Genomic DNA, 26,133 nt, shown 5'->3' with positions numbered 1-26,133 from the left:
GGCGTCCCGGCCGGCGTGGCCCGCGAGCACCTCCCCGGCCGCGTCCGCGGTGGCGCCGGCCGCGGTCGCGGCGGCGACGAGGCGCTGCCGGGCGTCGTGGCGGTCGGTGGCGCGCCCGGCCCGTTCCCGGGTCATCTCGGCCCGGTCGGCGGCGGCGGCGACCTCGAGCCGCCGGTCCTCCAGCGCGGTCCACCGGTCCTCGAGCTCGCCGACCCGCTCGGTCTGTGTGCGCCGCTCCTCGGCCAGCGCGGTGGCCTCGCGGTCGAGCTCGGCGCGCAGGTCGACGTCGCGCTCCACCTCGGCCACGCCCGCCGTGGCGGCCTCGAGCTCGCCCCGCGCCGCGTCGAGGCGCTCGATCGCAGCGCGCAGCGGGCCGACCGGCCGGTGGTGGCCACCGTGGTAGCGGCGAACCTCGGCGAGCGCCCGCTCCACCAGGCCCTCCGCGACGGCGTCGGCGGCCTGGCCCGGACCCGCTCCACCGGCGCCGGAGCCGCCAGCGGCCGCCCGGTCGAGGGCGCGGGTCAGCGCGTCGTGCCCGCCGAGGTCGGCCTGGCCGAGCGGGGTGTTCTGCTCGACGCGCAGCGCCCGCCACAGGCTGCGGTCGATCGTCTCGTCGAGGATCGCGACCATCCGGTCGTGCGCCTCGCGGCCCGTGTGCTGCTCGGGGGCGGGCGCGAGCACGGTCAGCTCGGTGAGCTTCCGGCGCAGCCACCGCTTGCGGTAGACGACGTGGTAGCCGCCGGTGACGAACTCGGCCTCGACCTCCGGCCCGGCGTCGCGCCCCGCCGGGGCGCACGCCTTGACGTCGGCGGCGGTGGAGCTGTCGCGGTAGTCCATCAGCAGGTCGAGCGCCGCGACCGTGGACGTCTTGCCGACCTCGTTCTCGCCCTCCAGCACCGTGACGCCCTGCTCGGCGAGGTGCACCTCCCGGTCGTGCACCCCGCGGAACTCGCGGAGCCGGATCCGCAGCAGCCTCATCGCGCGGCCAACCGGTGCAGCAGGGCCAGGGCGTCGAGGGCCTCCGGGTCGTCCTCGGCGGCGGCGAGCTCGCGGGCGGTGTCGGCCGCGAACCCGGTGAGGCCGAGCGCGTCGACGTCGGCGTCGTCGGGCCGGGTCACCAGCCCGGCGGTGTCGATCTCGAGGGCGCCGAACACCGGGGCGTGCGCCTCGGTGATCTCGTCGAGCCGCGTCCGCTGCCGCAGCGTCACGGTGCCCTCGCACGTCAGGCGCAGCGCCGTCCGCTCCGGGGAGGGCACGGCGGACAACCGGGCGTCGAGCGCCGCCAGGTCGTCGTCGGCGTCGACGTGGGCCTCGTCGCGGGTGAACGCCCAGCGCCCGACCCGCACCGGCGTCGTCGTCGTGCGGCCCCCGACGACCTCGACCAGCAGGACGTTGCCCGGGTCGGTCTCCTCGTGCGAGGTGACCTCCGGGGCGCCGGAGTAGGCGATGCGCGGCTCGCCGTGCAGCGCCCAGGTGGAGTGGCGGTCGCCGAGCGCCACGTAGTGCACCCGGCCGTCGGCCAGCGCCGCCCGGCAGGCGTCGGTGCGCACGACCGCCGGATCGTGCGCGTCGGGGCTCAGCACGTCGACCGCGCCGTGCCCGGCCAGCACCCGCACGACGCCCTCGGGCGCCGGCTCGAGCGCCCGCAGCCGGTCGCCCACGAGATCGGACAGCGGGCGCTTGGTGGCCCACGGCGCCGCGACCACCTCGATGCCGGGGGCAACCTCGTGCACCCCGGGGGAGTCGAGTACCCGCACGAGCGGCGGGCAGCGCCGCGCGAAGTCGGCCCGCCGCGTGACGAGCGAGGCGTCGGCCGGATCGTGGTTCCCCGGCAGGAGCAGCACGGGGACGGTGAAGGTGCGCAGCGCCTCGCACGCGCGGCCCACCACGTCGGGCCCCACGAGGTTGGACTCGAACACGTCGCCGCACACCAGGACGAACGCGGCCCCCTGCTCGCGGGCCACCTCGCCGAGCGCCACGACCGCGTCGAGCCGGGCCTGCGCGAACCGGGCCTGCGCCTCGCCGACGGTCTGCCCGACCCGTCCCGCCCCGAGGAACCGGCGCGTCATGCCCAGCTGCCAGTCGGCGGTGTGGACGAAGCGCATGCGGACCTCCCCTCGGGCACGGTAGGCCGCCGATCCGAGGTGCCCGACGGCGACACCCCACGACGACCTCGATCAGGACAGCACAGGGGTCCGACAGTCACGCGAGAGCGGCGAGATCCAGGGTGACGCCGAGCCGGAGCGCCGCGGTCCCGCGGTGCACGGCGACCTGCTGGTAGGCGCCCTCGACCAGCACGAACTCGGTCAGCTCGACGCCGTCGTCGGTCGCCTCGACGAGCAGGTACACCGGGATCCCGGCGTCGGCGTACTCGTGGAACTTCACGATGCGGTCGAGCCGACGGCTGCCGGGGAGGAGGACCTCGACGGCGGCCATCACCTCCCGGGCGTCCCACCGTGGGACGGTCACGGAGAGGTCGGGCGGGACGAGCACGACGTCGGGCGCGCGCACGGTTGCCGCCGGGGCGTCCTCGATCACCACCTCGACGTCGGCGAAGGCGGCCCACCGTCCGTCGGCGCCGGCGTCGAGCTGGTTCACGAGCCGCACGACGATGCGCTGGTGGAGCGGGATCGGCTTCGGGGCCACCTGGAGAACTCCTTCGGCGAGCTCCACCCGCCGGCTGGTGTCCTCGGGCAGGGCGGCCCACTCCGCCAGGTCGAGGAGGTGGCCGGGCCAGGTGGTGGAGAGCGGGAGAGACACGGTCGTCACACTCCTTCCTGATGGTCGAGCTCCGCTTCGCTGCGTCTCCTGTCGACTCCGGGGATCGTCCCAGGGTTCCACCTGGCAGGGTCCTGGTCCGTGACCTCACCGATCCGCATCGAGACCGGCTCCGACCCCGAGCTCGCCGTCGTGACGATCAACCACCCGCCGCTCAACCTCTACGACCGCGAGATGCACGCCGCACTCGCCGAGACCGTGACCGCGCTCGAGCGCGACCGCCCGCGCGGCGCGCTGTTCCGGGCCGAGGGCAAGGTCGTCAGCGGCGGCGTCGACGTGCGCGACTCGTTCCTCCCGATCGCGCAGAACGGCGACGTCGACGCGGGGACCGCCTACTTCGCCGAGCTCGTCGAACTGGGCGAGCGCGTGCACCGGCTGCCGTTCCCGACCGTCTTCGCCGCCCACGGCCTCACCCTCACCTGGGCCTTCGAGCTCGCCCTGGCCTGCGACCTCATCGTCGCGGGGGAGTCGGCGAGCTTCGGGCTGATCGAGGCCACCGTCGGGCTCACCCCGGCGATGGGCGGGACGCAGCGCCTCGCGCAGCGCTGCGGGCAGGGCCGCGCGAAGTATTTCGTCATGACGGCGGGCCGGTTCGGCGCCGCGGAGATGGAGCGCTGGGGCGCGGTGGACCGGATGGTCCCCGACGACGAGCTCGACGGCACCGCCCGCGAGCTCGCGCGCAGCCTCGCGGCGGGCCCGACCGTGGCGCACGCCGCGACCAAGGAGATCCTGGCGACGCTCGCCGCGGACGGCCTCGACACCGCGAACGCCCGGACCGGGGAGATCGCGGGAAAGCTCTTCGGCACCGAGGACCTGCGCGGGGCGATGGACTCGTTCGTCGAGCGCGGGCACGGCAAGGCGACCTTCCGGGGTGCCTGACGGCCTGTGAGCACTAATCCGTGTCGGGACACGGATTAGTGCTCACATGTGCTCACCTCATGTCAGCGGCAGCACGCTGATCGGCTCGAGGTCGCCGTGGCGGGTGGAGCGCTCGAAGCGCACCCGGGCCGACCGGCCGTGGACCTCGAGCGTCGCGATCGCGTTGCCGAAGTACGGCCCGCCGACCGCCTCCCACTCCACCGGCTCGGGCGGCACGCCCCACCGGCGGCCGATCCGGCGGAGTGCCCGGGTCATGGTGCGCGTCCAGCCGGCGGCGAAGACGTACTCCATGAACCAGGGCACGCCGTTGCGCACCGGCGAGCAGGTGAGCTGGTAGACGCGGGAGCGCGTGGGGTTGGGGAACTCGGCGGCCGCGGCGTAGCAGTGGTGCACGTCGCCGGAGAGCACGGAGATCGTGGCCGGCGCGGACGACGAGGCGGCCGTGCGCTCGATCAGCCGCGCGAGGCGGTCGAACGACGCCCGGAAGGCCGGCCAGTGCTCGAGGTCGGCGGCCTGGCGGACCCACTCGGCCGACCGGCTGCCGCGCGCGGCGGAGCGCTCGTTCATCGACTGCACCTGGCTCACTGCGGGCGGCATGAGCCAGGGGATCGAGGAGCCCAGCAGGAGGTGGTCGACGTGCTCGGGATCGTCCGCGGCCTGGGCCTCGATCCAGGAGAACGTCTCGTCGTTGATCATGAGGCGCTCGTCGTCGTTGAGGACGCGTCCGCACCGGGAGTCGACCATCAGCAGCCGGGTGCGCCCGATGTCCCAGCGGTAGCTCCACCGCACGCCCTCCGGGCGGCCCACGGCGGCGTCCGCGCGGCCGGCGTGCTCCTCGAGCAGACCGAACACGTCGTCCTGCGACTCGATGACCTTGCGGTAGAGGGCGTCGTCGGCGAGCGAGTCGGGGTCGAGGTTGCCCAGGTGCTGGTAGACCCAGTACGACGCGAGCCCGGCCCGCACCCGCTGGTGCCACCACTCCTGCTTGGCCATCTCGTCGCGCCACGCCTGCGAGGTGTTCCAGTCGTCGCGGATGTCGTGGTCGTCGAAGATCATCGCGACGGGGGCGGTCGAGAGCAGCCACCGGATCTCGGGATCGGACCAGGTCTCGGAGTACAGGTGGGCGTACTCGGGATAGTCGAGGATCTCCTCGACGCCGGGGCCGTCGTCGTCGGTGCGGCCCCGGTGCTCCCGGATCCACTGCTGGGTGCGGGGCGTGGTGTCGTCGGCGTAGACCTGGTCGCCCAGCAGGCAGATGGAGTCGGGCAGCTCGGCGGCCGCGGCCTCCGGGTCCTCGGCGCCGCGCAGGCGGTTGAGGGCCCGGGCGGCGTAGGCGTCGAGGGCGTCGACCCCGTAGGACGCCTCCATCTCGGGATCGCCGGTCGGGGGGTAGCGGCAGGAGCCGAAGATGATCCGCTGGACGCGCTCGGTGGGGTCGCCGGTGGTGGAGCGGGTGCGGATGCGGCTGTCCGGGAAACCGGACAGCGGCCACACGCGCGTCCCGTCGAGGGTGACCTCGTAGGTGCGGCTGCTGCCGGGCTCGAGGTCCCGGACCACGACGAGCGCGTAGTGCTGGCCGCAGACCGTGAAGGTCGTGGCCGTGCCGATGGTCGAGCTCGGCTCCGCTGCGTCTCCCGAGCGGCCGAGGATCTCGACGGTTCCCGGGCGCGACGTCTCCATCCACAGCGTCGCCGTGGTGGAGCCGACGTGGCGGAGCATCGGGCCGAGGGCGAGCGCGGGGACGGGGGTCACACCGACAGACTGCCTCACCGGCCGTCGGTCAGCCTTTCCAGGCGTCGTTGGAGTTCGTCGAGCCGGGCCTGCAGCAAGGTGACCTCGGCGGAGAGCAGCGGGATCTCCGCCTCGGGCGGGAGGTCCGCGGCCTCGGGAGCCCGCTCGGGCAGCGGGGCGAGCGGGGCCAGGACGGAGCGCTCGGCGCCCTCGTCCACCGTGACCGGCACGCCGGCGAGCCGGGAGAGCTGCTCGAGCGAGAGGACCGCCCGGCGTCCGGCGCACTCGCGGCACACGGCCTCGAGCCGGCGCCACCCGACGATGCCGCCGCCGACGTCGTCGAGGGCCGCGGCGGCCCGCCCGCAGCGGCAGCGCCCGATGCGCACCGAGGAGATCGTCTGGCGCTGGTAGCGCAGCCCGAGCTCGTAGGAGACGTAGCGGCCCGAGGCGAGGACCTCGAGCAGCACGCTGCGCTCGTACTGCTCGTCGCAGGCGAGCGCGCGGGCCTGCTCGGCGTCGTGGAAGCAGTAGAAGCCGCAGTCGCACCACGCCGACGGGCAGCGGTGGCGCGGCGACTGCACGCACACGGCCTCCGCGACGAGGCCGTAGACCTGGCTGCGCCCGAGCGCGACGCCGTTGAAGCCGACCGTGGTGCCGTCGGCGGACAGCATCGGGTAGGCGATCTTCCACCCCGGCAGGGCGGGGCGGGTCGCCGAGGGCTCGGCCGCGTGGCGGGGTGCCCGCCCGAACAGGGCGGGCACGGTCAGCCTCCGGAGACGGCCGGGTCGGGCGTGCGGGCCGGGCGGGGCTCGGGCACGGCGGCCTGCGGCGCGCCCGGGACGTCGAGCGCGGCGACGGGCTCGGAGACCTCGGCGGGCACGGGCGGGTCCTCGGCGATCCCGGTGGAGAGTCGGCGTCCCAGTCGCATCTCTGCCTCCTCCTGAGGTGGGGTCCGTCGATGGTGTGCCGCGGCGGGCGCGCTGTCCAGTGCTGGGAAAGATCCCGGCGGAGAAGCAACGCGACCGACACGTACGAGGGCCCGGCCCGGACACCAGGGGAGCGGTCCGGACCGGGCCCTCGCCCGGCGGTGGCGGCTACTCGGCGGCCTCCAGGCCGAGGGCGTCGAGGGCGCCGCCGACCTCGGCCTCGGTGTCGGCGACGGTGTGGTCGAGGTACTGCGCGACCGGCGTGAGCTCGGCGGCGTTCGCGGCCGGCGCGGCCACACCGAGGGCGAGCGCCGGGCCGACGAGGGCGGCGAGGCCGAGGCGCAGGGAGCGGTTCGAAGGCATGGGGGGTCCTTCCCGAAGGGACGAGCAGCGTCCGGGTGGTTGGTCCGGACGGACACCGCGTCGGTGTCGATCGGCGCAACGAAGGCTCACCCACGGCGATGACGGCCCGGCCGGATCGGTAACGAGAAGATCATCGGGGTGCGAGCCCACGGGGCCGTCACCGGTGGCTCCCGTGCAGCTCACGGGGGGTTCGCCCGGTTCGCGACGATCGACCGGTCCGTGACGTCGCGGGTACGTCTCGGAAACGTGTCGGCAACCGACACGCCCGATGAGGTCGCGGACCGGGAGCGACGACGCGCCGTCCCATCCCGTCCGCAGCGACCCCGCCGTCGTGGGGCGGGCGCCGGGGTCCTCGGCGCACGGGCCCAGGTGGGGCGGCACTACAGTGTCGCGCGCGGCGGACCCCTGACCGGGTGACGCCGTGGGGGGCAGTAGCTCAGCTGGTCAGAGCAGCGGACTCATAATCCGTTAGACGTCGGTTCAAGCCCGACCTGCCCTACCGGTCGCGCGGGTCGTGCCCGCGGTGCTGGACCCTCGTGCTGCCCCGTCAGCTCCGCCCGGTCCCGCTCGGCTGGTGGTCCGCCTGGGCGCGGCCGGTCAGGGCCGTGAGCGCCCGGAACCAGCGCGGCTGCGGAGGCAGGTCGTGGCCCGGCCGGGGTGCCTCCGGGTTCGGCCCGGGCCCCGGGAGGATGCGCGCGACGAGGCCCGACAGTCGCGTGGTGAGACCCGGCGCGAGGCCGTGGACCCGCGCGCCGACCATCGCGGCGGGCGTGAGGAACCGTTCCGCGCGCCCGGCGAGGGTCGCGGCGACGATCGTCCGGGCCGCGTGCGGGGCGCTCGTCGAGACCAGCGGGAGGCTGTCGAGCGCCGCGAACCAGCGGTACTCGCGCTCGCGGTCGCCCGCGACCTGCGCGTTGGGCGGCGAGCCCGTGCGCATGAGGCCGGGCATCAGCGTCGTCACGGTGATCCCGTGCGGGGCGAGCTCGGTGCGCAGGCCCTCGGAGAACCCGCGGACCGCGAACTTGGCCGCGGAGTAGGCGAGCAGGTGCGGCACCGGGACCGCGCCGCCGACCGACCCGACGATGCCGATCCGTCCCCGTCCGCGGGGGCGCATCGCCTCGACGGCGCGCAGCACCGGGTAGACGGTGGCCCAGAAGACGTTGTCGTGGACGTGGACGAGGTCGTCCACCGGGATCGCCTCGAGCGGCCCCACCTGGATCACCCCGGCGTTGGCGATCACGACGTCGAGCTCGCCGAGCGCACGCACGGCCTCGTCGACGCAGGCCTCGGCCTCGGCGCGCACCGAGAGGTCGGCGGGCAGCGTCGTCACCTGCGCGCCGGTGGCCTCGAGCTCGGGTCGGGACTCCTCGAGCTCCTCGGCCGAGCGGGCCAGGACCGCGAGGTCGTACCCCGCCCGCCCGAGCTCGGTCGCGATGAGCAGGCCGAGCCCGCGGCTCGCGCCGAGGACGAGGGCGCCGCCGCTGCGGCCCGTGCGTGTCATCGACCCGGATGGGCCGCGGGCCGGTCGGCGGAAACGCCCGGGTGGGAACCCTCAGCGGATGCGGCCGACGTGCCAGTTGCCCCACAGGTTCCCGAGCTTGACCGACTCGCCGGGCTCGGGCGCCGTCCAGATCTTGCCGTTCCCGGCGTAGATCGCCACGTGGTAGATGTTCGACGGCGAGCCCATGAAGATCAGGTCGCCCGGCTGCGCCTGGCTGCGACTCAGGTGCTGCGCGGCGTCGTACTGCTGCTGCGCGGTCCGCGGGATGCTGATCCCCATCTTCTTGAACACGTAGCTCGTGAGGCCCGAGCAGTCGAACGAGCTGGGACCGGTGGCGCCGTAGACGTACGGCGTGCCCTCGAAGGACGCCGCCTTCGAGACGATCCGGGTGCCCAGCGAGCCGAGACCCGCGGCGGCGGCCGGGGCGGCGGCCTTCGTCGGGACGGCCTTGGCCTTCGCCTTCGCCCTGGTGGGCGTCGCGGCCTTCCGGGCCGGCTCCTTGGTGACCGGCGCGGCCTTCGCGACCGGGGCCGACGCGACCACGGGCGTGACCACCGGCGCGCGGGGAGCCGGGATCGCGGCGGGGGGGTAGGCCAGCGTGTCGGTGGTCAGCGTGGCCGCGGCCGGGGCCACGTCCGACCCGAACGACGGGATGGCGCCGGTCGAGCCGGCGACGGCGGCGGCGCTCGCGGTGACCAGCGCGGCGGCGATGCCGGCGCGGGTGAGCGAGGAGCTGTCGGACAGGGAGAGGGGGAGCGAGCGGGGACCGGCGGTCGCAGCGTGGCGTCCGGGCATGGCGGCACTTTCTCGGTCGTCCACGGCGTCCTCGGGGTGACACCGTTCCCGTCCTCGACCGCAGGGCGATCTCGGTGGACCGGACCACACCAGGGGGAGCGGGCCGCCGGACGGGTACGGCGGTCCAGGTGCGGGACCGGGCCCGGCCCGTCGGGTGACGGGCCGATCGTGACGCTAGCGAGACCGTTCCGTGACCTCGGCGCCCAGCGGTCGGGTCCGTGATGCCGTCCCGACGAGGCCGTCGGGTGCCGTCCGGCGCGGGGGAGTGCACGTCGGGCGGCCGACCCGGGGTCGGGCGCTCGGCCTGTCGGAGCAGCGTTGGGCCACCCGGCCGCACGGGCGCATCGCGCTCCTGTCCGGTCCGGGGCGCCCCGGGCTCCGGTCGTCGCATCCGGGCAGGCGCCGAGCCGTGATCGACCGGCGCCGGGCGGCTCGTCGGGCCGGATCGAGCGTGGCGCCCGATTGACGTCCGGCGTCAGCGGAGTGCCATCGCTGCCACACGGGCCGGACCCCGCCACGCCGCGCCACGCCTTCGGGTGAACCCGGGAACGTCGCGCACCGCTGTCGCCGCTCCGCCACCCGCGCCGGCCCGCCACCGATGCCGCACCCCGCACCCGCTCCGAGCAGGCAGGACCGGCGGGTCGGACCCGTGACGCTGGGCGGGACAGGGGACGCCGTCACCCGACCCGGTGGACCTGCCGGGGCCTCCCGCGCGTCGGGTCGACGATCAAGCCCGCGGCCCCTCGTGCCGTTGCCCCGGACATGACCGTCATCGAGTCCCTCGCCCTCGGCATCCCCCGGTCCCGCCACGGCCACGACCGCGGCGGCGACCTCGGCACGACCGTCCGCCGGGGCGTCGACGCGCTCACGGCCGCCCTCGCCGAGGGCTCCGTGCACCACCACCGCGACGACGCCGACGTGCCCGTGCACCGCCGGGCCCCCGACGTCGAGACCGTCCGCGCCTGGGCCGCCGGCGCCGACCTCGACGAGCAGCGCCGCGTCTGCAGCACCTGCTCGCGGGCCGCCTGGAGCCGCTGAGCGGACCAGCTCTGCGATGCGGGCGGGGGAGGCGCAGGATCGGCGCCCGTGAGCCGCCTCCCCGAGCCCGCCGTGCCCCCGGACGCCACGCCGCTCTCCACCCGGCTGCGCGAGCTCGCCGCGGCCGACCCCGACCACCCGGCGGTCTCCGACGGCGACAGCACCCTCACGCGCGCCGAGCTCGACCGGCACACGAACGGCCTGGCCCGCGCCTTCGCCGGGCGCGGGGTCTCCCGTGGCGACCTCGTCGCGATCGCCCTGCCGAACACCGTCGACCACGTCGCGGCGAGCGTGGCTGCCTGGAAGCTGGGCGCGGTCCCGCAGCCGCTCTCGACGCGGCTGCCACCGGCCGAACGCGAGGCCATCCTCCTCGTCGGGAAGCCCGCCCTGGTCCTCGACGAGCCGCTGCCCTCGGACGACGACCGCAGCCCGCTGCCCGAGGTGGTGGGCCCGAGCTGGAAGGCGCCGACGTCCGGGGGGTCGACCGGGCGGCCGAAGGTGATCGTCTCGGGCCAGGCGGCCTGCACCGAGCACGTTCTCGCCCGCGCCGACGGCCTGCGCATCGACCGCGCCGACGACGGGGTCTTCCTCGCCACGGCCCCGCTGCACCACAACGCGCCCTACATGTTCAGCCTCATGGCGCTGCTGCAGGGCCACCACGTGGTGCTCATGCAGCGCTTCGACGCCGCCCGCACGCTCGCGCTGGTCGCCGAGCAGCGCGTCACCTGGCTCTACCTGGTGCCCACGATGATGGGTCGCATCCTGCGGCTCCCCGACGAGGCCTTTCCCGACGAGGCCTGGCCCGACCTGACGAGCCTGCGCACGGCCCTGCACGTCGGGGCCCCGTGCCCGCCCGAGGTCAAGCGCGGCTTCCTCGCCCGGCTCCCGCGCCCGGAGGTCCTCGTCGAGCTCTACTCGGGCACCGAGTCGCAGGCGAGCGCGATGATCGACGGGCGGGACTGGCTGGCCCACCCCGGGTCGGTGGGGCCGGTGACCCGCGGGCACATGAGCATCCGCGACGACGACGGCCGCGAGGTGCCGACCGGCACGGTGGGCGAGATCTGGATGCGCCCCGACGGCGGGCCGACCTACCACTACCTCGGTGCCGAGCCGCGGGAGGCGGACGGCTGGGAGTCCCTCGGCGACATGGGCTCCTTCGACGACGACGGCTACCTGTACCTCGCCGACCGGCGCGCGGACATGGTCGTCGTGGGCGGGGCGAACGTGTACCCGGCCGAGGTCAAGGCGGCGCTGCTGACGCACCCCGGGGTCCACGACGCGGTCGTCGTCGGGCGCCCCGACGACGACCTCGGACGTGTGGTGCACGCCGTGGTCCAGGGGGACCCGGCGATCGAGGGCGACCTGCTCGAGCACCTGGCGCAGCGGCTGAGCCGGCACAAGATCCCGCGCTCGGTCGCGTTCGTCGACCACCCGCTGCGCGACGACGCCGGCAAGGTCCGGCGCGGGGACCTCTAGCGCAGCAGACGCTCCAGCGCGGTGGCCGGCATCGGCGCGCCCCAGAAGTAGCCCTGCCCGTAGCGGCAGCCGAGCTGGCGCAGCGCCTCGGCCTCGCCCGCGGTCTGGACGCCCTCGGCGATGGGGACGAGGTCGAACGCGTGGGCCATCACGAGGATCGCGGCGGTGATGCGGAACTGCTGGGGGTCGACGTCGAGGTCGCGCACCAGCGAGCGGTCGATCTTGACCTCGTCGACGAAGGAGCGGCGGGCGTAGCCCAGCGACGAGCTGCCGGTCCCGAAGTCGTCGATCGCCACCCCGATCTGCGCCTCGCGCAGGGCCTCGAGGGCGCCGCGGGTGAGCGCGTCCTCGCCGAGGAGCTGGTGCTCGGTGATCTCGAGGTACACGTCCTGCGGCCGGAGACCGTGCCGGCGGGTGCAGTCGACGACCCCGTCGACGAACCCCGGGGCGCGCAGCTCGACGGGGGAGACGTTGACGTGCACCGAGAACGGCTCGTCGTCGAGGAGCTCCTTGCGCCAGTGCGCGACCTGGGTGGACGCGGCCTCGAGGACCCACATGTCGAGGGCGGTGATCAGACCCGTGTCCTCGGCGACGGAGATGAAGGCGTCGGGGGTGAGGAAGCCGCGCTCGGGGTGCCGCCATCGGGCGAGCGCCTCGACGGCGGCCACCCGCCCGGTCTCCAGGTCGATGATCGGCTGGTAGAGCACCACGAGCTGGTCGGTGGCCAGGGCGGTGCGCAGCTCGTCGGCGAGCCGGGTCCTCGCCTGCACCTCGCGGCGCATCGACGGGACGAACACGCTGACGCCGCCGGGGGCGCGGGACTTCGCGGTGTACATGGCGGTGTCGGCGTCGCGCAGGTACGTGTCGGGTTCGGGGACCCGGCCGCCGAGGCGCACCCCGATGCTCGCGGTCACCCAGCAGGAGCGCCCGTGCACCACGACGGGCGCCGCCACGGCGGCCCGGACCCGTTCGGCCACGTCGAGGACCTGCTCGGCCCCGGCGTCGCGCACGAGGATCGCGAACTCGTCCCCGCCGAGCCGGGCGACGGTGTCGGTCTCGCGCACCACGCTCTGCAGTCGCGCCCCGATCGCGACGAGCAGGTCGTCGCCGACGTCGTGCCCGAAGCTGTCGTTGACCGCCTTGAAGCCGTCGAGGTCGAGCACCAGCACCGAGACGCCGGCCCCGGCGGCCCGCAGGCGGGCGGCGAGCAGCGTCCGGTTGGCGAGCCCGGTCAGGGGGTCGCTGAGCGCGAGCCGCTCGAGCTCGGCGTGCGCGTCCGCGAGCTCGCGGGTGCGGCTCTCGACCCGGCCCTCGAGGTCGCAGGTCAGGTCCTGCAGCTGCTCGGCGAGCATGTTGAGCCCGACGACGATGGCGTCGATCTCGTCCGACTCGTCGGAGGGGTCGAGGCGGGCGTCGAGCCGGCCCGCCGCGAGCTCGACGACGAAGCCCGCGAGCTCGTCGAGCCGGCGGGCCAGGTCCTCACCGGCGTGCGTCGTCATCGAGCAACCACTCCAGGGCCGCGGCCTCGTCGGTGAAGTAGCGGACCGGGATCGCCGGTGGATCGACGGACAGGGTGAAGTTGGCGATCACGCGGTTGACCGCCGAGCGGCCGAGCAGGGCCAGGCGCGCCACGGAGGTGGTGTCGGCGAAGACGTGCCGGGCCTCGCGCGTGGTGACGGCCTCGCCGGTGATGTCGACCAGCATCGGGCGGGGGACCCCGTCGCTGAGGTCCTCCGCCCAGCGCACGGAGTCCTTCGCCAGCTCACCGGTGATCCGGAGCCGCGGGGCCCAGACCAGCCGCAGCACGCCGCGGTCGTCGACGCGCAACGTCATGGGGTCACCCGTTGCCCCCGAGTCGTCGTCCACGACCGTGATCTTACGGAAGCACTGCGCTGAACGGGCTAGTCTGCTACACCCTTTCGGGCTATTCGGCGGCGCGTCGCGCTTCCGCGCCGGTCTCGCCGGCGTAGGCGGGGTCGTCGCCCGCGACGCGGCCCACGAAGTCGCCGGTCTCGCCAGTGCCGGTCACCGAGGTGGCGTCGCTGAAGGCGCCGGAGTCGTCGACGGTGCCCTCGTGCTCGCCGCCGGTCGCCCGGCTGCTCGCGACGGCCGGGTCGGCCGGGACGTCCTGCTCCGAGGGGTGAGAGGCCTCGGGCTGCCCGAGCGGGCCGTCCTCACCCTTCGCCCTGTCGACCACGTGCTGCATCTTGTCCTTGAGGCCCATGCCCCGGGGGTGCCTCCGGCATGTGAGCACTAATCCGCGTCTGGACACGGATCAGTGCTCACAAGTGCTCACCTAATGGGCCATCGGAGCGTCCGACGGCGCCGGCTTCCCGTGCCGGAGCATGAGCGCGAGCGGCACCCCGATCGCGGTGAGGATCGCGGTGACGTAGAGCAGGTCGTTCATCGCGGTGGTGAACACCTGGCTCTGCAGCTGGGAGTACATCTGGTACTGCTGCATCATCGCGCCGTCGGAGGCGCCCGCGGCGGTGCCGGACATGCCGCCCATGGCCGAGGAGTCGACCATCCCGCTGCGGTCGGCGGAGGCCTGCGCCTGCTGGATCGTCATCATCGCGGTCATGGCGGCCAGCCCGATCGCCGAGGAGGCCCGCTGCACGAGCGTGTTGACGGCGCTGCCGTTGCTCGAGAGCGAGCTCGGCAGCGAGCCGAGCCCGCCGGTCATGATCGGCATCATCGCCAGGCCGATGCCGACCGCGCGGGCCGCGAGGAGCAGCTCGAGGTGGCCGTGCGAGACGTCGATCGTGAGGCTCGCCAGGTCCCAGGTGGTGTAGGCGACGATCGCGAGGCCGATCGTCGCGGGGACGCGGGCGCCGATCTTGTCGTAGAGGAAGCCGGCCGCCGGCATCACGAAGGCCATGACGAGCGCCTGGGGCAGGAGCAGCAGACCGGTCTCGAACGCGCCCATGCCCTGGTACTGCTGCAGGAACACGGGGATGTAGAAGAGCACCCCGAACAGCCCGACCGAGATGATCGCGATCAGCAGCAGCGAGTTGGTGAACGCCCAGTGGGTGAACACCCGGAGGTCGAGCAGCGGCTGGTCGACCTCGAGCTCGATCACCACGAAGAGGGCGAGCGAGAGCGTCCCGAGGGTGAGCAGGATCAGCGTCGGGTAGGAGGTCCAGCCCCAGGTCGGGCCCTCGTGCAGGGCCAGGAGCAGGGAGAACAGTCCGACGGCGACCGCGGCGAAGCCGGGCACGTCGAGCTTCTGACCGCGGGTGGCGGGGAACTTCGGCAGGTAGAAGATCGCCGCGAGGACGCCGATGACGCCGATCGGGACGTTGATGAAGAAGATCAGCCGCCAGTTGACGTACTCGACGAGGTAGCCGCCCAGGGTCGGGCCGATCGCCGGCGCGAAGATGATGCCGAGGCCGTACATGCCCATCGCGGCGCCGAGCTTGTCCTTCGGCACGATCTTGTAGAGCGCCGCCAGCGCGACCACGGGGATGACGCCGCCGGGGATCGCCTGCAGGACGCGGAACGCGATGATCGAGTTGATGTCCCAGGCCAGGCCGCAGAGCGTGGAGAACAGGGCGAAGAAGACCATCGCGATCGTGTAGACGCGACCCAGGCCGTAGCGCGTCCCGAGCCACGCGCTCGCCGGGACCACCACGCCCTCGGCCAGCGAGTACGCCGTGGAGACCCACTGCATCTCGTCGGTGGTCGCGCCGAAGTCGTTCTGCATCGTCGTGATCGCGACGTTGACGATGCTGATGTCGAGGACCGACATGAACATGCCGGCGACCAGGACGAGCAGCGGGATGATCCACGGGTTGCCGGCCGACGCGGGCGGCGCCGGGGCCGGGGTGGGCGCCGGCGGCTCGGCCACGGGACGGCGCGGGGCGTCGGCGACCGGGGCGTCCACCGTGGCGGGCCGGGGGTCGAGATCGGTGTCGGTCGACACGGCCGGTCCTCCCTGGGTCGATGACGGACGCCAACGCTCGTTGGTACCCGCTGCATCGCGGACGTGGCAGTGAGTGTCAGCAAGTATCCGGGAGAGCTGTGTCACCGCCACCGAGGACGACCGCGGAGACGCGCGGAGCGCCGGGTCTACCGTGATCCGATGACCGAGCCCGGGACCGTCGCGATCGACACCGTCGACGTCCTCGACGACGCCCTGCTCGCCGCCATGGAGCGCCTGCTCCCGCAGCTCTCGAGCTCGGCGACGTTCGACGAGCGGACGATCGCCTGGGTGGTCTCGCACGAGGCGTGCACGCTGCTCACGGCCACGGTCGACTCCGTGGTGGTGGGCGCGCTGACCCTCGTGACCTACCCGCTGCCGACCGGCCTGCGGGCGCACATCGACGACGTGGTGGTCGAGGACGTGGTGCGCGGCCGCGGGGTGGGGGAGGCCCTGGTGCGCGCGGCGCTCGACCGGGCCGTCGCGGTCGGCGCGCGCACCGTCGACCTGACGTCCCGGCCCTCGCGCGAGTCGGCGATCCGGCTCTACGAGCGCTGCGGCTTCGTGCGCCGCGACTCCACGCTCTTCCGGTGGACGCCGCCGCCCGCGGGGTAGTCCACGGCTCGTGACGATGCACCCTGCCGCGGACGCGAAGGACTGGGGCGGCCGCCTGCCCCGCAACGAGTCGATCGACCTGGACGACGACCAGCGCGCCGCCGTGTCGGAGATCCACGAGCGGACTGCGCGGTGGGCCGAGCGCTCCGGGTTCGCCCCCACCGACGACGCGGGCGGGCTCATCGGCCCGTTCAACGCCCTCGCGCTGCGGCCCGGCCAGGGGCGCGCGTTCAACGGGTGGGTGGCCAACGACCAGCGGACCTCGTCGCTGCCGAAGGCGATCCGCGAGGTCGTCATCCTCACCGTGGGCGTCGCGTGGGACGCCGACTACGAGATCTACGCGCACGTGGCGGTGGGCCGGGCCGTCGGGCTCTCCGGGACGGTGATCGAGGGCATCCGGTCGGGCTCCACCGAGGGCTTCGGCGCCGACGAGCTCGCCGCGCACCGCTTCACCGCCGAGCTGGTCCGCGACCACCGGGTCTCCGACGAGAGCTACGCCGCCGCGCTCGAGAGCTTCGGGCGCGACGGCGTGCTCGACATGGTCCACCTCATCGGCATGTACCTGGCCACCTCGGCGCTGCTCAACGCGTTCGAGGTGCCGGCCCCGGAGATCCCGCCGGCGTCGTAGGCCGCCCCTCGCGGAGCGAACGGCACTCTCGCGCACATAGAAGCAGCGGGAGTGCCGTTCGCTCCTTCAAGGTGATCGGCCGGACGGCCCAGTGGCGACGGCGACCGGACCAGTCCCCCTTCGCCGGCCGTACACGAGTCGTCACGGTGGGCTGTGGTGGGCCCGACTTTGCGGTTGAATTCGGACTGGGCCAAGGTGAGGCTTCCCTAAGGTCGTCGCTGACGAGGAGGCCGGGTTGGACACGCAGTCGGGGCAGCAGGACGGGGCGGGCCAGCAGGACGGCGTGGTGCTCGACGTCCTCGGCGTGGGCTTCGGGCCGTCGAACCTGGCGCTCGCCCTCGCGATCGAGGAGCACAACGCGGCGGGCGGCTCGCTGGCGGCGGAGTTCGTCGAGCAGCAGGAGCAGTTCGGGTGGCACCGCGGGATGCTGATCCCCGGCGCGACGATGCAGGTGCACTACCTCAAGGACCTCGTCACGATGCGCGACCCGACGAGCCCGGCGTCGTTCCTCTGCTACCTCCACGAGCACGACCGGGTCGCCGACTTCATCAACACCGGCAGCTCCTACCCCACGCGCCTCGAGTTCCACGACTACTTCGAGTGGGCCGCCCGCCGGGTCGAGCACCTCGTCTCCTACGGCACCCGGGCGGTGGCCGTCCTCCCGGTGCGCGAGGCCCCCGACGCCGACGTCACCGCCTTCGACGTCGTCCTGCGCGACTCCGTCGGCAGCGACGGCGCCACCCGCACCGTCCGCACCCGCGCCCTCGTCGTCGCGAGCGGCCTGCAGCCCTCGCTGCCCGACGGCGTCGAGCGTGGCCCCCGCGTCTGGCACACGAGCGAGCTGCTCCCGCGCCTGGCCGAGGTCGACGCGGGCGGGACCGACGCGGAGGTACCGCGCACGTTCGTCGTGGTCGGGGCCGGGCAGAGCGCCGCGGAGACGGCCGCGCACCTGCACGAGCGCCCCGGCACGCAGGTCCACGCCGTGTTCGCCCGCTACGGCTACAGCCCGGCCGACGACTCGGCGTTCGCCAACCGCATCTTCGACCCCGAGGCCGTCGACGACTTCCACGAGGCGCCGCCCGAGGTCCGCTCAATGCTCATGGACTACCACGCGAACACGAACTACTCCTGCGTCGACGGCGAGCTGATCGACGAGCTCTACAAGCGCTCCTACGCCGAGAAGGTCGCGGGGGAGGTCCGCCTGCACGTGCGGCGGGCGAGCCGGGTCACCAAACTGCGGGTTCCCGACGACGAGGCCCCCGTGGCCTGGGGACGGGGCGGGCTGGAGATCGACGTCGAGTTCCTGCCGACCGGTGCCGCCGAGACGGTGGGCGCCGACGTCGTCGTCTACGCCACCGGCTACCGGCCCGTCGACCCGACCGGCCTGCTCGGCGAGGTCGGCGCCTGGTGCCGGCGCGGGCCCGACGGCGAGCTGGTGGTGGAGCGCGACTACCGCATCGCCACCGACGGCCCGCTCGCCGCGCCGGTCTACCTGCAGGGCCCCACCGAGCACTCCCACGGCATCTCCTCGACCCTGCTCTCCAACAGCGCCGTGCGCGCCGGGGAGATCCTCGACTCGCTGCTCGGTCGATGACGGCACTGGTCACGGGCGCCGCGCGGGGGATCGGGGCCGCGACGGCCCGGCACCTCGCGCGGACCGGCATCCCGGTCGCCCTGCTCGACGTCGACGGCGACGGGGTGACGACACTGGCCCGCGAGCTGGGGGAGGGGGCGCTCGCGCTGCAGGCCGACGTCACCGACGCGGCCGCCGTCGAGGACGCGGTGTCCCGGGCCGAGGACGCGCTGGGCCCGCTGACGCGGCTCGCGAACGTGGCCGGGGTGCTGCGCACGGGCGCGGTCGGTTTGCTCGACGACGCCGACTGGGCGGCCTGCCTCGCGGTCAACGCCACCGGCGTCATGCACACCTGCCGGGCGGTCGCCTCCCGGTGGAGCACCACACCCGCTCCCGGCCGGGCGATCGTCACCGTCGCCTCCAACGCCGCCGGGGTCCCGCGCGCCGGGATGGCCGCCTACGCCGCGTCGAAGGCGGCCGCGCTCGCGGTCACCCGGTGCACCGGCCTGGAGCTGGCCCCGCACGGGGTACGCGCGAACGTCGTCTGCCCCGGCTCCACCGACACCCCGATGCTGCACGGGATGGACCTGCCGGCCGACCCCGAGGCCCTCGTCGCCGGGTCCCCGGAGAACTTCAAGCTCGGGATCCCGCTGGGTCGCGTCGCCGACCCCGAGGACGTCGCCGGGACCGTCGCGTTCCTGCTCTCCGACGCCGCGCGGCACGTCACCCTCCAGACCCTCTACGTCGACGGTGGTGCCTCCCTTGGACCGTGACCCGACCGCCTCGCTCGGCGCCACGCCCGAGGCGCCGCCGCTGCCCGAGCCGCCGGTGGTCCCCGATCCCGACGACCGCGTCGGCCGCTTCGTGTTCGTCGGCGCCGCCGGGACCGTCCGGACCCACGGGGTCCGGGCGCGCGTCGAGCCGGAGGCCGGGGAGCCGGTCACGGACGCGGCCGCCCGCACCCTGGCCGCCGCCGGGCCCGGCTCGCTGCTGGTCGGCGCGGTCGGCTTCGACGCGGGCACCGGCGTCCCCGGGGGCGACGTCCTGGGCGATCGGGTGCTGGGCGCCGTGCCGCCGGCCCTCGTCGTGCCCGACCGCCGGACCTGGGAGCCGCGACCCGAGGTCCCGGAGACCGGCACGGCCGCCCCTCCCACCGACCTCCCGCCCACGGCGCCCGCCGGGCGCGGGACGCGCTGGGACGTCCGCACCGAGCCGACCCCGGCGGGCTACGCCACGGCGGTACGGCGCGCGGTCACGATGATCGACCAGGGCCTCGTCGAGAAGGTGGTGCTCTCCCGCTCGCTCGGGGTCACCGCCCCGGAGCCGATCGACGTCGACGAGGTGCTCGACCGGCTCGCCGCGCGCGACCCGGAGGCCTACGTCTTCGCCGCCGACGTCACGCGGCCCGTCGGGCCGGGGGAGACGCCGGTCCCGTCGGTGCTGCTCGGCGCGAGCCCGGAGCTGCTCCTGGCCCGCCGCGGCGCCACCGTGGTGTCGAACCCGCTCGCGGGCACGGTCCCGCGCAGCCCCGACCCCGACGAGGACGCCCGCCGCGCGGCCGAGCTCGCCGGATCGGCGAAGGACCTCCACGAGCACGCGCTGGTGGTGGAGCAGGTCGCCGAGCGCCTGGCGCCGTTCTGCCGGCGCCTGCACGTCCCCGAGGGACCGGAGCTGTCGTCGAACCGGGCGCTGTGGCACCTGTCGACGCGCATCGAGGGCGAGCTGCGCGACGACGCCCCCGGCGCGCTCGCGATGGCGATCGCCCTGCACCCCACGGCGGCGATCTGCGGGGCCCCCACCGACGTCGCGCGGGCGGCGATCGCGGGGCTCGAGGAGGTCCCGCGCGGCTACTACACCGGGCTCGTCGGCTGGTGCGACGACGCCGGCGACGGCGAGTGGGCCGTGACGATCCGCTGTGCCGAGGTCTCGGGACGCCGCGCGCGCCTGCACGCCGGGGCGGGCGTGGTGTCCGGGTCGCGGCCCGAGGCCGAGGTGGCCGAGACGATGGCGAAGTTCCGGCCGCTGCTGGCGGCGCTCGGTCTGGAGGCCGCCCCGTGAAGCTCGAGAACCCCTATCCCGACGAGGCCGCCCGGCGCTACCGCGACGCCGGGTACTGGACCGGGCAGACGTTCCCCGACCTCCTCGCCACCGCCGCCCGCGAGCACGGCGGCCGCCCGGCCGTCGTCGGGCGCGACGTGCACCGGCAGCGGCAGCGGTGGACCTACGCCGAGCTCGACGACCGCGCGCGGCGCCTGGCCGCGGGCCTGGCCGGGCTCGGCGTCGCCCCGGGCGACCGCGTGGTGGTGTGGCTGCCGAACGTCCCCGAGTACCTCGAGGTGATCTGGGGCCTCTTCACCCTCGGCGCGCTCCCCGTGTTCGCGCTGCCCGCGCACCGGGAGTCGGAGATCCGCTACTTCTGCGAGCACGCGGAGGCGGTCGCCGTGGTCACCGTGACCCGCCACGACCGGCACGACCACGCCGACGCGGCCCGCCGGGTCGCGAAGGACGTCGCGTCGGTGCGGGAGGTGCTGGTCGTCGACGAGGGCCTGCCGACCGGCGAGCCGGCGACGCCGTCCGCGCCGGAGCCCGACGACGTCGCGTTCCTGCAGCTCTCGGGCGGGACGACGGGCCTGCCCAAGCTCATCCCGCGCACCCACGACGACTACCTCTACAGCGTCCGGGCCAGCGCGGACATCTGCGGGCTCACCCCGGGGACGGTGTTCCTCGCCGCCCTGCCGGCCGCGCACAACTTCACGATGTCCTCGCCCGGCCTGCTCGGGGTGATGCACGCGGGCGGGTGCGTGGTCACCGCGCCGTCGCCCGACCCCGACACGTGCCTGCGCCTCGTCGCCGACGAGGGCGTGACGATCGCGGCGGTGGTGCCCCCGCTGGCCGCGGTGTGGGTCGCGGCCGCGGAGAAGAACTCCCCCGAGCTGCCGACGCTCGAGGTGCTGCAGGTGGGCGGCGCGAAGTGCGGCTCCGAGCTCGCCGCCCGGATCGGGCCCGCCCTCGGGGCGACGCTGCAGCAGGTGTTCGGCATGGCCGAGGGGCTCGTCAACTACACGCGCCTCGACGACCCCGACGACGTCGTCCTGCACACCCAGGGCCGGCCGATCTCGCCCGACGACGAGCTGCGCGTGGTCGACCCCGACAGCCCGGACGACCGCGAGGTGGCCCCGGGCGAGGTCGGGGCCCTGCTCACCCGCGGGCCGTACACGATCCGCGGCTACTACCGGGCGCCCGAGCACAACGCGACCGCGTTCACCGCCGACGGCTTCTACCGCACCGGGGACCTCGTCCGGCTCGACCCGGGCGGGAACGTCGTGGTGACGGGCCGGGTGAAGGAGCAGATCAACCGGGGCGGGGAGAAGGTGGCGGCCGAGGAGGTCGAGAACCACCTCATGGCCCACGCCGCGGTGCTCGACGCGGCGGTGGTCGGGGTGCCCGACGAGTTCCTCGGCGAGCGCACGCACGCCTACGTCCTCCCGCGGGATCCCGACGAGGCCCCGTCCCCGGCCGACCTGCGCCGCTTCGTCCGCGACCGCGGGGTGGCGGCCTACAAGGTGCCCGACGCCGTCGAGGTCGTGACCTCCTTCCCCGCGACCGGGGTGGGCAAGACCAGCCGCCGTGAGCTGCGGGCCGCGCTGGCCCAGCGGCATACCGAGCAGCGCCATCGAGAGGAGACCTCGTGACCACCAGCCTCCCCACGATCGCCCCCTACGCGATGCCGCGGGCCGGGGACCTGCCGGTCGAACGGGTGCACTGGACGCTCGACCCCGACCGCGCGGTGCTGCTCGTCCACGACATGCAGCGCTACTTCCTCGCGCCGTTCGCCCGCGACTCCGAGCCCTTCAGCGTGCTCGTCCCGCACGTCGCCGCCCTGCTCGCGGCGGCGCGGGCGGCGGGGGTCCCGGTCGTCTACACGGCGCAGCCCGGCGAGCAGCCCCCCGAGGACCGCGCGCTGCTCAACGACTTCTGGGGCGCCGGCCCCGCGGCCGCGTACCGCGAGGATCCGGCGATCGTCGACATCCTCGACGAGCTGGCCCCGCAGCCCGGCGACGAGGTGCTGACGAAGTGGCGGTACTCGGCGTTCGCCCGCAGCCCGCTCGCCGAGCGGCTCACCGGGTGGGGACGTGACCAGCTCCTCGTCACCGGGATCTACGCGCACATCGGGTGCATGGTGACCGCCGTGGACGCCTTCATGCGCGACGTGCAGCCGTTCCTCGTCGCCGACGCCCTGGGCGACTTCTCCCGCGACCGCCACGACCAGGCGCTCGAGTGGACCGCGCAGCGCTGCGGCACCGTGAGCACGGCCGCGGAGGTGCTGGAGGCGCTCGCGGTGGCGCGCTCGGGGGTCACGGCGTCCTGATGGCGGCCCCGACGACTCCGGCCGGCCCGGCGACCTCGGCGGCGCCGGCCCCCGCCCGGTCCCGACGATCCCGGCGGGCCGCGGGCCTCGTCGTCGGGACCCTGGCGCTGGTGGTGGCGGTCCTCGCCTCGCTCGCGGTCGGCTCCCGCGGCATCGCGCCGGGCCACGTGCTCGACGTGCTGCTCGAGCCCGCGCTGCGGTTCGGCGACCCCTCCGACCCCCGCAGCGTCGACGCGGTCGTGGTGCTCGACCAGCGCCTCCCGCGGACCCTGCTCGGGCTCGCCGCGGGGATCGCGCTCGGCGCGGCCGGGGCCCTGATGCAGGCGCTCACCCGCAACCCGCTCGCCGACCCCGGGGTCCTCGGGATCACGTGGGGCGCGTCGGCGGCGATCGTGCTCGGCATCGTCGGGTTCGGCGTGGCGTCGGTGACCGGGTACGTGTGGTTCTCGCTGGTGGGGTCGGCCGTCGTGGCGGTGGTCGTCTACCTGCTCGGGCAGTCGGGCCGCTCGGGCGCGACGCCCGCCCGGCTCGCCCTGGCCGGGACCGCGATCGGGGCGTCGCTGCAGGGGATCGTCTACGCGGTGGTGCTGGTCGACCAGCGCTCGTTCGACCAGTTCCGGGTGTGGCGGGTCGGGTCGCTGACCGGCCGCGACCCCGGCGCGCTCGTGCAGGTCGGCCCGATCCTGCTGCTCGGCGTGCTGCTCGCGCTCGGGGTGTGCCGGTCGCTCAACGCGCTGGCGCTGGGGGAGGAGACCGGGAAGGCCCTCGGGGTCCGCGTCACCCGGGTCCGCGCCGTGACGGGGCTCGCGATCGTGCTGCTCTGCGGCGGCGCGACCGCGGTCTGCGGGCCGATCGCCTTCGTCGGGCTGGCGGTGCCGCACCTGGCGCGCGCGGTGACGGGCCCCGATCAGCGCTGGGTGGTGCCGTACTCGATGGTGCTCGGCGCGGTGCTGGTGGTCGGCGCCGACGTGGTGGGCCGGGTGGTGGCGTCGCCCGCCGAGCTCGAGGTGGGCGTGGTGACGGCCTTCGTCGGGGCCCCGGTGTTCCTCGCGATCGCCCGCCGACGCCGGGTGGTGGCGCTGTGAGTCGTGGTCCGGGGAGCGGCCTGCTGGAGCGTCAGCGATGGCACATCGCTGACGTCGGACGTCAGAAAGTGCACACGCTCGTCCTCGGGTCGGCGTCGATCCGGGTGCGGCCCCGGCCGGTCCTCGTGGTGGCCGGGCTGCTGGTGCTGGCGGTGCTGCTGGGGGCGGTCGCGATGACCCTCGGCGACTACCCGCTGCCGCTCTCCGGGGTGGTCGACACCCTGCTCGGCTCCGGCACGCGCGCGCAGCGGTTCGTCGTGCTCGAGCTGCGGGCGCCGCGGGTGGTGCTCGCGCTGGTGGTGGGCGCGACGCTCGGGGTGGCGGGCGCGGTGTTCCAGTCCCTGGCCCGCAACTCGCTCGCGAGCCCCGACCTGCTCGGCTTCACCACGGGCGCGGCCTCCGGGGCGCTCGTCGCGATCGTCGTGTTCGGGGCCGGGGCGCTCGGCACGGCGACCGGGGCGGTCGTCGGGACGGTCGTCACCGCGGGGGTCGCCCTCGCGCTGCTCGGCGGCGCGACCGGCGGCTACCGCCTCGTGCTCGTGGGGATCGGGCTCAACGCCATCCTCATCGCGCTCAACAACTTCCTGATCCTGCGTTCCGAGCTGTCGGTCGCGGCGGCGGCGCAGACGTGGCTGGTCGGCGACCTCAACGGGCGCGACTGGACGACGGTGGTGACCGTCGCGGTGGGCCTGCTGGTGCTGGGGGTGCCGGCGCTCGCGGTGTCGCGACGGCTCGACCTGCTGGGGATGGGCGACGAGGCGGCCGGCTCGATCGGCGTGCCGGTGGTGTCGACGCGGCTGGTGGCGCTCGTCGTCGGGGTGGTGCTCGTGGGGTTCGCGACCGCGGCCGTCGGCCCCATCGCGTTCGTCGCGCTGGCCGCGCCGCAGCTGGCCCGGCGCCTGACCGGGACCACCGGGCCGGGCATGGTGGCGGCCGGCGTGCTCGGCGGGGTGCTGCTGCTCGCGGGCGACGTGCTCGGGCAGCGCCTCGCGGCCCCGGCCCAGTACCCGGCCGGGACGATGACCGCCGCGATCGGCGGGCTCTACCTGGTGTGGCTGTTGGCGAGAGAATGGAGGGCGGGCCGGTGACCAGGCTGAAGGCGGAGGGGATCACGCTCGCCTACGACGCGCGGACCGTGATCTCGGGCCTCGACGTCACGATCCCCGACGGGTCCCTCACGGTGATCGTCGGGCCGAACGCGTGCGGGAAGTCGACGCTGCTGCGGGGGCTCGCGCGCATGATCAGGCCCGCCTCCGGTCGGGTGCTGCTCGACGACAAGGCCATCACCGAGTACGGGTCGAAGGAGGTCGCGCGGCGGCTCGCGCTGCTGCCGCAGAGCCCCGTGGCGCCCGACGGCATCACCGTGTCCGACCTCGTCGCCCGCGGGCGGTACCCGCACCAGTCGCTGCTGCGGCAGTGGTCACCGGCCGACGAGGAGGCGGTGGCCGCGGCGATGGCGTCCACGGGGGTCGCCGACCTCGCCGAGCGCGAGGTGGGGGAGCTCTCCGGCGGGCAACGCCAGCGGGTGTGGATCGCGATGGTGCTCGCCCAGTCGACGCCGCTGCTGCTGCTCGACGAGCCCACGACCTTCCTCGACATCGCCTACCAGCTCGAGGTGCTCGACCTGCTCGCCGACCTGCACGCCGGCGGCGACCGGACCCTGGTCGCGGTGCTCCACGACCTCAACCACGCCTGCCGCTACGCCACGCACCTGATCGCGATGCGGGCCGGCGAGATCGTCGCGCAGGGGCCGCCGGAGCAGATCGTCGACGCGGCGTTGCTCGAGGAGGTCTTCGGGCTGGTCGGCGAGGTGATCCCCGACCCGCAGACGGGCACGCCCATGATCGTTCCGGCCACGCGGGAGGCCCGGCGGGCCCCGCGAGATGTGGCGGCGGCCACTGGCAGGGGAGACCGCTTAGGTTAGGGTGCCCTCAATGAACCTGGAACGGTTGCGAGCCGACGTCGCCGAGGCCCTCGGCGAACCCCCGGAGCAGATCGCGGACTCCGACGACCTCCTCGACCGGGGTCTCGACTCGATCCGGCTCATGAGCCTCGTGGAGCGCTGGCGCGACGAGGGGGCCGAGGTCGGGTTCATCGACCTCGCGGAGACCCCGACGCTCGACGCCTGGTCCCGCCTGCTCGACCGGACCTGAGCCGTCCCCCTCCCTGCCCCCCACCTGCTGCGGAGCACCTCATGACGAACCCGTTCGACGACGAGCAGGGCCGCTTCCGGGTCCTGGTGAACGACGAGGACCAGCACAGTCTGTGGCCCGTGTTCGCGGAGGTGCCGTCGGGCTGGACCGTCGTGTTCGGCGACGGCGACGAGGGTGCCGAGCGCGCCGAGTGCGTCTCCTACGTCGAGGAGCACTGGACCGACCTGCGGCCGCGGAGCCTCCGGGAGCGCACCGACCGCACCACGACGACCGCTGACGGCACGGCCACTGACCCGAACGGCCC

General features: G+C 74.8%; 27 protein-coding genes, 1 tRNA gene and 1 pseudogene. 16 read left to right on the top strand and 13 right to left on the bottom strand.

The genetic code is table 11. The features are described from left to right. From ACFPBZ_RS23260 to ACFPBZ_RS23250, 3 genes are all read right to left on the bottom strand, one after another. Positions 1–978, bottom strand: a 978-nt coding sequence (locus tag ACFPBZ_RS23260; RefSeq protein ID WP_378038490.1) for an AAA family ATPase, incomplete at its 3' end; no start/stop codon positions are given. Beyond that, positions 975–2,105: a metallophosphoesterase family protein gene (locus ACFPBZ_RS23255; protein WP_378038489.1), complete on the bottom strand. Its 1,131-nt coding sequence runs from the start codon at positions 2,103–2,105 to the stop codon at positions 975–977. The genes ACFPBZ_RS23260 and ACFPBZ_RS23255, both read right to left, overlap by 4 nt. Before the next feature lie 97 nt (positions 2,106–2,202). Then, entirely contained in the window at positions 2,203–2,760 is a 558-nt protein-coding gene (locus ACFPBZ_RS23250) for a Uma2 family endonuclease (protein ID WP_378038488.1), read from the bottom strand. Positions 2,761–2,859: 99 nt separating this feature from the next. On the opposite strand from ACFPBZ_RS23250, the gene ACFPBZ_RS23245 reads away from it, so the two are divergent. Next, positions 2,860–3,657, top strand: a complete 798-nt coding sequence (locus ACFPBZ_RS23245; RefSeq protein WP_378038487.1) for an enoyl-CoA hydratase/isomerase family protein — start codon at positions 2,860–2,862, stop codon at positions 3,655–3,657. A 57-nt stretch (positions 3,658–3,714) separates the two neighbouring features. Here the strand turns inward: ACFPBZ_RS23245 and ACFPBZ_RS23240 are convergent, their stop codons facing one another. The 4 genes from ACFPBZ_RS23240 to ACFPBZ_RS23225 all read right to left on the bottom strand — a co-directional run bounded on the left by ACFPBZ_RS23240 (position 3,715) and on the right by ACFPBZ_RS23225 (position 6,677). Then, a complete protein-coding gene (locus ACFPBZ_RS23240; RefSeq protein WP_378038486.1) occupies positions 3,715–5,409 on the bottom strand; it encodes an alkaline phosphatase D family protein in 1,695 nt (564 codons plus the stop codon). 14 nt (positions 5,410–5,423) lie between these two features. Next, positions 5,424–6,149: a hypothetical protein gene (locus ACFPBZ_RS23235; RefSeq protein WP_378038485.1), complete on the bottom strand. Its 726-nt coding sequence runs from the start codon at positions 6,147–6,149 to the stop codon at positions 5,424–5,426. Between the two features lie 2 nt (positions 6,150–6,151). Continuing rightward, a complete protein-coding gene (locus ACFPBZ_RS23230) occupies positions 6,152–6,316 on the bottom strand; it encodes a hypothetical protein (RefSeq protein WP_378038484.1) in 165 nt (54 codons plus the stop codon). 166 nt (positions 6,317–6,482) lie between these two features. Beyond that, positions 6,483–6,677, bottom strand: a complete 195-nt coding sequence (locus ACFPBZ_RS23225; RefSeq protein ID WP_378038483.1) for a hypothetical protein — start codon at positions 6,675–6,677, stop codon at positions 6,483–6,485. Between the two features lie 425 nt (positions 6,678–7,102). On the opposite strand from ACFPBZ_RS23225, the gene ACFPBZ_RS23220 reads away from it, so the two are divergent. Beyond that, positions 7,103–7,176, top strand: a tRNA-Ile gene (locus ACFPBZ_RS23220). A gap of 48 nt (positions 7,177–7,224) precedes the next feature. Here the strand turns inward: ACFPBZ_RS23220 and ACFPBZ_RS23215 are convergent. Together ACFPBZ_RS23215 and ACFPBZ_RS23210 are read right to left on the bottom strand one after the other, a co-directional pair. Then, entirely contained in the window at positions 7,225–8,178 is a 954-nt protein-coding gene (locus ACFPBZ_RS23215; protein ID WP_378038482.1) for an SDR family NAD(P)-dependent oxidoreductase, read from the bottom strand. 51 nt (positions 8,179–8,229) lie between these two features. Further along, the gene (locus tag ACFPBZ_RS23210; protein WP_378038481.1) at positions 8,230–8,973 is read right to left on the bottom strand and encodes a C40 family peptidase; all 744 of its coding nucleotides are present in this window, start codon (positions 8,971–8,973) and stop codon (positions 8,230–8,232) included. Between the two features lie 762 nt (positions 8,974–9,735). Between ACFPBZ_RS23210 and ACFPBZ_RS23205 the strand changes: the two genes are divergently transcribed. Then, entirely contained in the window at positions 9,736–10,011 is a 276-nt protein-coding gene (locus tag ACFPBZ_RS23205; RefSeq protein ID WP_378038480.1) for a hypothetical protein, read from the top strand. A gap of 48 nt (positions 10,012–10,059) precedes the next feature. Beyond that, entirely contained in the window at positions 10,060–11,487 is a 1,428-nt protein-coding gene (locus ACFPBZ_RS23200; protein ID WP_378038479.1) for an AMP-binding protein, read from the top strand. Here the strand turns inward: ACFPBZ_RS23200 and ACFPBZ_RS23195 are convergent. The 4 genes from ACFPBZ_RS23195 to ACFPBZ_RS23180 form a co-directional block, all read right to left on the bottom strand. Then, entirely contained in the window at positions 11,484–12,986 is a 1,503-nt protein-coding gene (locus ACFPBZ_RS23195) for a putative bifunctional diguanylate cyclase/phosphodiesterase (RefSeq protein WP_378038478.1), read from the bottom strand. The two genes, ACFPBZ_RS23200 and ACFPBZ_RS23195, sit on opposite strands and share 4 nt — an antisense overlap. Beyond that, complete coding sequence (locus ACFPBZ_RS23190; RefSeq protein WP_378038477.1) at positions 12,967–13,320, bottom strand: DUF7793 family protein; 354 nt, start codon at positions 13,318–13,320, stop codon at positions 12,967–12,969. Before ACFPBZ_RS23190 ends, ACFPBZ_RS23195 begins: the two co-directional genes overlap by 20 nt. A 91-nt stretch (positions 13,321–13,411) precedes the next feature. Continuing rightward, positions 13,412–13,711, bottom strand: a complete 300-nt coding sequence (locus ACFPBZ_RS23185; protein WP_378038476.1) for a hypothetical protein — start codon at positions 13,709–13,711, stop codon at positions 13,412–13,414. A gap of 72 nt (positions 13,712–13,783) precedes the next feature. After that, entirely contained in the window at positions 13,784–15,409 is a 1,626-nt protein-coding gene (locus tag ACFPBZ_RS23180) for an MDR family MFS transporter (protein WP_378038475.1), read from the bottom strand. Positions 15,410–15,568: 159 nt separating this feature from the next. On the opposite strand from ACFPBZ_RS23180, the gene ACFPBZ_RS23175 reads away from it, so the two are divergent. The 12 genes and pseudogenes from ACFPBZ_RS23175 to ACFPBZ_RS23120 form a co-directional block, all read left to right on the top strand. Further along, complete coding sequence (locus ACFPBZ_RS23175) at positions 15,569–16,021, top strand: GNAT family N-acetyltransferase (RefSeq protein ID WP_378038474.1); 453 nt, start codon at positions 15,569–15,571, stop codon at positions 16,019–16,021. A gap of 10 nt (positions 16,022–16,031) precedes the next feature. Beyond that, the gene (locus tag ACFPBZ_RS23170; RefSeq protein ID WP_378038473.1) at positions 16,032–16,649 is read left to right on the top strand and encodes a carboxymuconolactone decarboxylase family protein; all 618 of its coding nucleotides are present in this window, start codon (positions 16,032–16,034) and stop codon (positions 16,647–16,649) included. A 235-nt stretch (positions 16,650–16,884) separates the two neighbouring features. Next, entirely contained in the window at positions 16,885–18,243 is a 1,359-nt protein-coding gene (locus ACFPBZ_RS23165; RefSeq protein WP_378038472.1) for a lysine N(6)-hydroxylase/L-ornithine N(5)-oxygenase family protein, read from the top strand. Then, the gene (locus ACFPBZ_RS23160) at positions 18,240–18,995 is read left to right on the top strand and encodes an SDR family oxidoreductase (RefSeq protein WP_378038471.1); all 756 of its coding nucleotides are present in this window, start codon (positions 18,240–18,242) and stop codon (positions 18,993–18,995) included. The genes ACFPBZ_RS23165 and ACFPBZ_RS23160 overlap by 4 nt, the downstream gene beginning before the upstream one ends. Then, positions 18,985–20,280, top strand: coding sequence for an isochorismate synthase (locus ACFPBZ_RS23155; protein ID WP_378038470.1), 1,296 nt, complete (start codon positions 18,985–18,987; stop codon positions 20,278–20,280). The genes ACFPBZ_RS23160 and ACFPBZ_RS23155 overlap by 11 nt, the downstream gene beginning before the upstream one ends. Then, positions 20,277–21,914 (top strand): (2,3-dihydroxybenzoyl)adenylate synthase, encoded by a 1,638-nt coding sequence (locus ACFPBZ_RS23150; RefSeq protein WP_378038469.1) that lies wholly within the window; start codon positions 20,277–20,279, stop codon positions 21,912–21,914. Before ACFPBZ_RS23155 ends, ACFPBZ_RS23150 begins: the two co-directional genes overlap by 4 nt. Next, entirely contained in the window at positions 21,911–22,591 is a 681-nt protein-coding gene (locus tag ACFPBZ_RS23145) for an isochorismatase family protein (protein ID WP_378038468.1), read from the top strand. Before ACFPBZ_RS23150 ends, ACFPBZ_RS23145 begins: the two co-directional genes overlap by 4 nt. After that, positions 22,591–23,676: a FecCD family ABC transporter permease gene (locus ACFPBZ_RS23140; protein ID WP_378038467.1), complete on the top strand. Its 1,086-nt coding sequence runs from the start codon at positions 22,591–22,593 to the stop codon at positions 23,674–23,676. Before ACFPBZ_RS23145 ends, ACFPBZ_RS23140 begins: the two co-directional genes overlap by 1 nt. A gap of 68 nt (positions 23,677–23,744) precedes the next feature. Continuing rightward, positions 23,745–24,764: a FecCD family ABC transporter permease gene (locus tag ACFPBZ_RS23135; RefSeq protein ID WP_378038466.1), complete on the top strand. Its 1,020-nt coding sequence runs from the start codon at positions 23,745–23,747 to the stop codon at positions 24,762–24,764. Next, the gene (locus tag ACFPBZ_RS23130; protein ID WP_378038465.1) at positions 24,746–25,600 is read left to right on the top strand and encodes an ABC transporter ATP-binding protein; all 855 of its coding nucleotides are present in this window, start codon (positions 24,746–24,748) and stop codon (positions 25,598–25,600) included. Before ACFPBZ_RS23135 ends, ACFPBZ_RS23130 begins: the two co-directional genes overlap by 19 nt. 10 nt (positions 25,601–25,610) lie before the next feature. Continuing rightward, complete coding sequence (locus ACFPBZ_RS23125) at positions 25,611–25,829, top strand: phosphopantetheine-binding protein (protein ID WP_378038464.1); 219 nt, start codon at positions 25,611–25,613, stop codon at positions 25,827–25,829. 41 nt (positions 25,830–25,870) lie between these two features. Continuing rightward, positions 25,871–26,074: pseudogene (locus ACFPBZ_RS23120) on the top strand (MbtH family protein); the annotation flags it as partial. Between the last annotated feature and the right edge of the window lie 59 nt (positions 26,075–26,133).

It is taken from the genome of Actinomycetospora atypica, assembly GCF_042653685.1.
GTDB lineage: Bacteria > Actinomycetota > Actinomycetes > Mycobacteriales > Pseudonocardiaceae > Actinomycetospora > Actinomycetospora atypica.
This window is presented reverse-complemented; position numbering and strand designations above follow the sequence as displayed.